We start from the raw sequence: 6076 nt of genomic DNA on the forward strand, positions 1-6076 counted from the left end.
TCTACATCTCGGCCGCCGGCGATCAGGTGCGCCGCGGCGCGGTCGGCAAGGTGGTGCCCGGTTTCACCGCCAGGGTGGTGGATGACCAGGGCAACGAAGTGCCGCGCGGCACGGTCGGCAAGCTGGCGCTGCAGGGTCCCGTGGGCTGCCGCTACCTGGACGACCCGCGCCAGGCCGACTACGTGAAGAACGGCTGGAACTACCCCGGCGATTCCTTCGTGCAGGACGACGACGGCTACTTCTTCTACCAGGCGCGCGCCGACGACATGATCATCACGGCCGGCTACAACGTCGGCGGACCCGAGGTCGAGGATGCGCTCCTCAAGCACCCGGCCGTGGCCGAGTGCGGCGTGATCGGCAAGCCCGACGCCGACCGCGGCATGATCGTGAAGGCCTTCTGCGTGCTCAAGCCCGGCCATGAAGGCAATGCCGCGCTCGTCAAGGCGCTGCAGGACCATGTGAAGGCCACCATCGCGCCCTTCAAATACCCGCGGGAGATCGAGTTCGTGCCGGTGCTGCCGCGCACCGAGACCGGCAAGCTCCAGCGGTTCAAACTGAGACAACTCAACGAGACCACCCCATCATGATGAACAAACTCTTGCAGCCCCCGGGCTGGTTGCCCCCCAAGGGCTATGCGAATGGCGTGGCCGCACGCGGCACCATGGTGTTCGTCGGCGGCCAGATCGGTTGGAATGCGCAGCAGCAGTTCGAGTCGGACGACTTCATCGAGCAATGCGGCCTGGCGCTGCGCAACATCGCCGAAGTGCTGCGCGAAGCCGGCGCCGGCCCCGAGCACATGGTGCGCATGACCTGGTACGTGACCGACCGCGACGAATACAGCCGCCGCCTCGGCGAGCTCGGCCCGGTCTACCGCGACGCAATGGGCCGCAACTTCCCGGCCATGACCTGCGTGCAGGTGGCGGCGCTGGTCGAGCACCGCGCCAAGGTCGAGATCGAGGTCACGGCGGTCATTCCGGTCTGACGGAACACCCGCGGGGAGCCGCCCCGTGCGACGCAAACAAGAATGCCCTCTTCGCGAGGGCATTTTTCATGGGTGCATGGACCTGCCGACCCGAAGATCGGCGGCCAAAGAAAAAGGCCCTTTGAAATTCAAAGGGCCTTTTAAATTGGTTGCGCGAGCAAGATTTGAACTTGCGACCTTTGGGTTATGAGCCCAACGAGCTACCAGGCTGCTCCATCGCGCGGCAAGATGGAATTATACCTTATTCAGCAGCGCCTTGCTCGGCGGCTTCTTCTTTAATTTCAGGACGGTCGACCAGTTCGACCAGTGCCATGGGTGCATTGTCGCCAACGCGGAAACCCATCTTCAGGATGCGGGTGTAGCCGCCCGGACGCGCTGCGAAGCGCGGGCCGAGTTCGCCGAAGAGCTTGACGACGCTGTCGCGGTCGCGCAGGCGGTCGAAGGCCAGGCGCTTGTTGGCAACCGTGGGCTTCTTGGCGAGCGTGATCATCGGTTCGATGACGCGGCGCAGTTCCTTGGCCTTGGGGACCGTGGTCTTGATGACTTCGTGCTCGATGAGCGAATTCATCATGTTCTGCAGCATCGCAAGGCGGTGCGAGCTGGTGCGGTTGAGTTTGCGGAGTCCGTGTCCGTGACGCATGGTGCTTTCCTTTACTTTATTAAACAGGCAGCCGTATCAGGTACTGCCCGGGCACGAGCCCTCATGGGCTCAATTTTCAAAAATCAACGCTTGTCGAGGCCGGCCGGCGGCCAGCTTTCAAGCTTCATACCCAAGGTCAGGCCGCGCGAGGCAAGCACTTCCTTGATTTCGTTGAGCGACTTGCGACCCAGGTTCGGGGTCTTGAGCAACTCGTTCTCGGTGCGCTGGATCAGGTCGCCGATGTAGTAGATGTTTTCGGCCTTCAGGCAGTTGGCCGAACGCACGGTGAGCTCGAGCTCGTCGACAGGGCGCAGCAGGATCGGATCGAATTGCTGTGCGCTGCGCGGTGCCGGCGCATCGAATGCAGCCAGTTCGCCGCCTTCGAGCTGCGCGAACACGGCCAGCTGCTCGACCAGGATTTTAGCCGAGGCGCGCACGGCGTCTTCGGCCGTGATCGCACCGTTGGTTTCGATCTCGACCAGCAGCTTGTCCAGGTCGGTGCGCTGTTCGACACGGGCGCTTTCGACCGTGTAGCTCACGCGCTTGACGGGCGAGAACGAGGCGTCCAGGACGATGCGGCCGATCGACTTGGTCGGCTCGTCGGCATAGCGGCGCATCGTGCCGGGCACGTAGCCGCGGCCCTTTTCGACCTTGATCTGCATATCGAGCTTGCCGCCTTGCGACAGGTGCGCGATCACGTGGTCGGGGTTGATGATCTCGACGTCGTGCGGGGTCTGGATGTCCGACGCYAGCACCGGGCCTTCGCCGTCCTTGCGCAGGCTCAGCGTGACTTCGTCGCGGTTGTGGAGCTTGAACACCACGCCCTTGAGATTCAGCAGGATGTTGACGACATCTTCCTGCACGCCGTCGATCGACGAGTACTCGTGCAGCACGCCGGCGATCGTGACTTCAGTGGCCGAATAACCGACCATCGACGACAGCAGGACGCGGCGCAGCGCGTTGCCGAGCGTGTGGCCGTAGCCGCGCTCGAAAGGCTCGAGCGTCACCTTGGCCTTGTTGGCGGCAAGTTGCTCGACCTGGATGGTCTTGGGTTTCAGCAGGGTGGTTTGCATGCAGACTTCCTCTCAATACCCCCGGCTCGTTACACCGGTAAGGCTGGTGAAGCACCCGTCGGGAGTGCCTCCCGATGGGAACAAAAAAATCAAAAGCGGACCGCAAAGCGCGGCCCGTTGTCGCCCGCTTAGCGCGAGTACAGTTCGACGATCAGCGATTCGTTGATGTCGGCTGCGAATTCGTCGCGATCGGGCACCTTCTTGAAGGTACCTTCGGCCTTGTCGGCGTTCACTTCGACCCAGGCCGGGATACCGACCTGCTGGGCGAGCTGGAGCGCTTCGGCAATGCGGGTCTGCTTCTTCGACTTGTCGCGAACGGCGATCACGTCGCCGGTCTTCACCAGGTACGACGGGATGTTGACCGACTGGCCATTCACCGTGATCGCCTTGTGCGACACGAGCTGGCGCGCTTCGGCGCGCGTCGAGCCGAAGCCCATGCGGTAGACGACGTTGTCCAGGCGCGATTCGAGGATGAACAGCAGGTTGGCGCCGGTGTTGCCACGGCGGCGGTCGGCTTCTTCGAAGTAGCGGCGGAACTGCTTCTCGAGCACGCCGTACATGCGCTTGACCTTCTGCTTTTCGCGCAGCTGCAGGCCGTAGTCGGAGGTACGCTGACCCGAAGTGCGGCCATGCTGGCCGGGCTTGGAATCGAACTTGGCCTTGTCCTGGATGGAGCGGCGGGCGCTCTTGAGGAACAAGTCGGTGCCTTCACGGCGGGAGAGTTTGGCCTTGGGGCCGAGGTAGCGTGCCACGATTTTTCCTTTGTGTCATCTGCCGCAGTTGCCTGCGGGAGCCATCGGCGAAGACGCGGATGGCGGTGGGCTTAGTAAAAAAACAAATGCGCAGCCGCTCAAAAGCCGGCTGCGCCTTGCGGACTGACGATCAGATGCGGCGACGCTTCTGGGGACGGCAGCCGTTGTGCGGAACGGGCGTCACGTCGGCAATGGAATTGATCCGGATGCCGAGCGCAGCCAGTGCGCGCACCGACGATTCGCGACCGGGGCCGGGGCCCTTGATCTCGACGTCGAGGTTCTTGATGCCTTGTTCGACAGCAGCACGGCCGGCCACTTCGGAAGCCACCTGCGCAGCGAACGGGGTCGACTTGCGCGAGCCCTTGAAGCCCTGGCCACCCGACGAAGCCCACGACAGGGCGTTGCCCTGGCGATCGGTGATCGTGATGATGGTGTTGTTGAACGAGGCATGCACGTGGGCGATGCCGTCCGCAACGTTCTTGCGAACCTTCTTGCGAACGCGCTGTGCGGCGTTGTTTGCAGGTGCTTTAGCCATGCTGGTCTATCCTTATTTCTTCAGGGACTGCGCAGCCTTGCGCGGACCCTTGCGGGTGCGGGCATTGGTGCGCGTGCGCTGGCCGCGCATCGGCAGGCCGCGACGGTGACGGAAGCCGCGATAGCAGCCGATGTCCATCAAACGCTTGATGTTCATCGTCGTCTCGCGACGCAGATCGCCTTCGATGGTGAACAAGGCGATCTGGTCGCGGATCTTTTCGAGATCGGCGTCAGTCAGGTCCTTGATCTTCTTCGAATATTCGATGCCGCTCGCTTCGCAGATCTGACGGGCGCGGGTGCGACCGATGCCGAAGATGGCGGTCAGGCCGATTTCAGCGTGCTTGTGCGGCGGAATGTTGATGCCAGCAATACGTGCCATGTGCGTCCTCTAATACTCTTCAATCAACCCTGGCGCTGCTTGTGGCGCGGGTCGGTGCAAATCACACGCACCACACCTTTACGGCGGATGACCTTGCAATTACGGCAGATGGTTTTGACCGAAGCCGAAACTCTCATTTCATTCTCCTAAAACTGTTTAACGTGGCGGTACACCGCCCACACCCAAATTCTCAATACTGAAACTCACAGCCCTACGATGTCTTGAAGTTGGCCTTCTTCAGCAGCGATTCGTACTGCTGGGACATCATGTAGTTTTGCACCTGGGCCATGAAGTCCATCGTGACGACCACGATGATCAGCAGGGAGGTACCACCGAAGTAGAACGGGACGTTGTACTTCAGGATCAGGAACTCGGGCAGCAGGCAGACGAAGGTGATGTACACCGCGCCAGCCAACGTCAGGCGAACCAGAATCTTGTCGATATAGCGAGCGGTCTGGTCACCCGGACGGATGCCCGGAATGAATGCACCGCTCTTCTTCAGGTTGTCGGCCGTTTCCTTGCTGTTGAACACGAGTGCCGTGTAGAAGAAGCAGAAGAAAACGATCGCGGCAGCGTACAGCAGCACGTAGATCGGCTCGCCCGGACGCAGTGCGCCGGCCACGTCCTTGATCCAGCCGAAACCACCTTCGCCGGTGCTGAACCAGCCGACCACCGTTGCGGGCAGCAGGATGATCGAGGAGGCGAAGATTGGCGGAATCACACCGGCCATGTTCAGCTTCAAGGGCAGGTGCGACGACTGGCCGCCATAGACCTTGTTGCCGACCTGGCGCCGCGCATAGTTCACGAGGATCTTGCGCTGGCCGCGTTCGACGAACACCACGAAGTAGGTGACCAGCACCACGATCGCGATGATGAACAGCGCAATGATCGGGTTCATCGCACCGGTGGTCACCAGCGAAGCGAGGCCGCCGATGGCGTTGGGCAGACCGGCCGCGATACCTGCAAAGATCAGGATCGAGATGCCGTTGCCCAGGCCCCGTTCGGTGATCTGCTCGCCGAGCCACATCAGGAACATCGAACCTGCCGTGAGGCTCACCATGGCGGTCAGGCGGAAGCCGAAACCGGGCGAGATGACCAGGCCGGCCGAAGACTCGAGCGCCACTGCAATGCTGAACGACTGGAACAGGGCCAGGCCGAGCGCGCCATAGCGCGTGTACTGCGTGATCTTGCGGCGGCCGGCCTCGCCTTCCTTCTTCAATTGCTCGAAGGTCGGAAGCACGTAGGTCATCAGCTGCATGATGATCGACGCCGAGATGTACGGCATGATCCCCAACGCGAACACGGTGAAGCGCGACAGCGCCCCGCCCGAGAACATGTTGAACAGGCTCAGGATGCCGCCCTGCTGGCCCTGGAACAACGCCGCCAGCTGGTCCGGGTTGATGCCCGGCACAGGAATGTGCGCGCCGATCCGATAGACCACGAGCGCGAGCAGCAAGAAGACGAGCCGGCGACGCAGGTCGCCGAACTTGCCTGTCTTTGCGATCGTTGCCGCGTTAGTTGCCACGAAGAACTTCTTTCAGTCCAGTGTGATCAGGCGACGCTGCCGCCGGCTGCTTCGATCGCAGCCTTGGCACCAGCGGTTGCACCCACGCCCGTCAGCTTGACGGCCTTGGTGAGTTCACCGGTCTTGACGATCTTGACGACCTTGGCGAGCTGGCCCACGAGGCCGGCTTGCTTGAGCGCCAGGATGTCCAC

General features: G+C 62.1%; 10 protein-coding genes and 1 tRNA gene. 2 read left to right on the forward strand and 9 right to left on the reverse strand.

The features are described from left to right. Positions 1-587: AMP-binding enzyme (locus AC1DOC_RS15530; RefSeq protein WP_478130044.1), on the forward strand; the 587-nt coding region annotated here is incomplete at its 5' end. Beyond that, entirely contained in the window at positions 584-982 is a 399-nt protein-coding gene (locus tag AC1DOC_RS15535) for a RidA family protein (RefSeq protein ID WP_369663747.1), read from the forward strand. The genes AC1DOC_RS15530 and AC1DOC_RS15535, both read left to right, overlap by 4 nt. A gap of 146 nt (positions 983-1128) precedes the next feature. Here AC1DOC_RS15535 and AC1DOC_RS15540 read toward each other — a convergent pair. The 9 genes from AC1DOC_RS15540 to AC1DOC_RS15580 all read right to left on the reverse strand — a co-directional run. Next, positions 1129-1205 (reverse strand) — tRNA-Met (locus AC1DOC_RS15540). 18 nt (positions 1206-1223) lie between these two features. Then, complete coding sequence (rplQ, locus tag AC1DOC_RS15545) at positions 1224-1622, reverse strand: 50S ribosomal protein L17 (RefSeq protein WP_015867792.1); 399 nt, start codon at positions 1620-1622, stop codon at positions 1224-1226. An 83-nt stretch (positions 1623-1705) separates the two neighbouring features. Beyond that, entirely contained in the window at positions 1706-2695 is a 990-nt protein-coding gene (locus AC1DOC_RS15550; protein WP_009124827.1) for a DNA-directed RNA polymerase subunit alpha, read from the reverse strand. 128 nt (positions 2696-2823) lie between these two features. Next, the gene (rpsD, locus tag AC1DOC_RS15555) at positions 2824-3447 is read right to left on the reverse strand and encodes a 30S ribosomal protein S4 (RefSeq protein ID WP_013544104.1); all 624 of its coding nucleotides are present in this window, start codon (positions 3445-3447) and stop codon (positions 2824-2826) included. Between the two features lie 130 nt (positions 3448-3577). Beyond that, on the reverse strand, positions 3578-3982 hold the full coding sequence (gene rpsK / locus AC1DOC_RS15560) for a 30S ribosomal protein S11 (RefSeq protein WP_009124825.1): 405 nt from the start codon (positions 3980-3982) through the stop codon (positions 3578-3580). 12 nt (positions 3983-3994) lie between these two features. Further along, complete coding sequence (gene rpsM, locus AC1DOC_RS15565; RefSeq protein WP_013544105.1) at positions 3995-4360, reverse strand: 30S ribosomal protein S13; 366 nt, start codon at positions 4358-4360, stop codon at positions 3995-3997. A 23-nt stretch (positions 4361-4383) separates the two neighbouring features. After that, positions 4384-4497, reverse strand: coding sequence for a 50S ribosomal protein L36 (gene rpmJ, locus AC1DOC_RS15570; RefSeq protein WP_013544106.1), 114 nt, complete (start codon positions 4495-4497; stop codon positions 4384-4386). Positions 4498-4571: 74 nt separating this feature from the next. Beyond that, positions 4572-5885 carry a preprotein translocase subunit SecY gene (gene secY / locus AC1DOC_RS15575; RefSeq protein WP_015867793.1) on the reverse strand — a complete coding sequence of 438 codons (1314 nt, stop codon included), beginning with the start codon at positions 5883-5885 and terminating at the stop codon, positions 4572-4574. Between the two features lie 26 nt (positions 5886-5911). Further along, positions 5912-6076, reverse strand: a 165-nt coding sequence (locus AC1DOC_RS15580; RefSeq protein ID WP_478130045.1) for an uL15 family ribosomal protein, incomplete at its 5' end; no start/stop codon positions are given.

The sequence above is a fragment of the Variovorax sp. 01T439_2 genome, from assembly GCF_056398445.1.

Excerpts from the sequence above, each read along its gene's own strand:
- rpsK (WP_009124825.1), bottom strand. The coding sequence starts at position 3,982 with ATGGCTAAAGCACCTGCAAACAACGCCGCACAGCGCGTTCGCAAGAAG.
- rpsM (WP_013544105.1), bottom strand. The coding sequence starts at position 4,360 with ATGGCACGTATTGCTGGCATCAACATTCCGCCGCACAAGCACGCTGAA.
- rpmJ (WP_013544106.1), bottom strand. The coding sequence starts at position 4,497 with ATGAGAGTTTCGGCTTCGGTCAAAACCATCTGCCGTAATTGCAAGGTC.
- AC1DOC_RS15535 (WP_369663747.1), top strand. The coding sequence starts at position 584 with ATGATGAACAAACTCTTGCAGCCCCCGGGCTGGTTGCCCCCCAAGGGC.
- rplQ (WP_015867792.1), bottom strand. The coding sequence starts at position 1,622 with ATGCGTCACGGACACGGACTCCGCAAACTCAACCGCACCAGCTCGCAC.